Annotated in this window: 2 protein-coding genes; both read right to left on the minus strand. The window is 39.6% G+C overall.

Going from position 1 to position 1024, the window contains the following annotated elements; translation table 11 throughout:
• Window positions 1–288: transposase (locus ACCI49_RS24765; protein ID WP_371838736.1), on the minus strand; the 288-nt coding region annotated here is incomplete at its 3' end.
• 361 nt (window positions 289–649) lie between these two features.
• The coding region (locus ACCI49_RS24770; protein ID WP_371837343.1) for a transposase at window positions 650–1024 on the minus strand (375 nt) is incomplete at its 5' end.

Consider the following 1024-nt stretch of genomic DNA (forward strand, 5'->3'; position numbering starts at 1 on the left):
GTCCTCCGGGTTTAGGCTGAGAAATCGACAAAATGAAAATCGATCGCGTATCTGATATTCCAGCTCATCATCCGATAGGTTATATAAATGCTGTAATACAAGTGCCTTGAACATCAGTACCTTATCAAAGGGTCTTCTTCCAGCATTACTCTTTCTTGGAAGTGTGGGGATTTTATTCAAAGTACTCCGGAAGTCCTCCCAGTCAATCAACTTACGAAGAGCAACCAGTGGATCACGTTCATTTAGCTTGCGATGGCGGTCATCAAGACCGAAAAAACTCGGCTGCATTTGACAATAACCTTTACTAGTGAGCGTTTAGATTATTTTACCGGAAATTAGTGAATTTTTAGAGGTACCCTTATATTGATTACTGGGCTCTTTTACTGAAGCAAGAGAAATCGTGCACGAAAAACTTCCATATAAAGATAAGTTCTATGATATATATTTCCCTTCGCAACAAATAATCTAAAGTCACTAACTCAACACCAACAAAGCAGATCAGCCCACATTACATTTAAGGGCATCTCTATAAATTCGGAGATAAATTTACGAATTATTGGAGTGCTATTTTATGGTTGAGTTTTAGTTGTAAAACTGAGCTTATTCGATAAATATTGATAGTTATTAACCCGGCGGACAAATAGTTCAGTTATGCTGCGTACCTAATTGATTCGTGTCGGAAGTAGGCTGCTACACGCGCGGGCTTCTTTTGTAACATTCTCATGTGAGAAAGCACTTTCCTTTTTAGCTTCTCCTTGGATCGGGCTGGCATGCCACTGTGAACGCCCCCTTTAAGGTCGCAATTCAAATACTCATCTGGATTCAGTTCAGGTGAATATGATGGTAAATAATAAATTTCTATCTCATCCTCGTGCTCTGCCAGCCAAGCTTTAACAAATCGTGCATGATGTACCCTAAGATTGTCCAGAATGAGGTAAACTTTACGCCCCGCTGTTTTGATCAATCGCTTAAGAAAGTCAATCAGCCTATCGGCATTCATACTTCCTTCGTAAATTTGAAAACG

This window comes from Microbulbifer epialgicus (assembly GCF_041447265.1).
Lineage (GTDB): Bacteria > Pseudomonadota > Gammaproteobacteria > Pseudomonadales > Cellvibrionaceae > Microbulbifer > Microbulbifer epialgicus.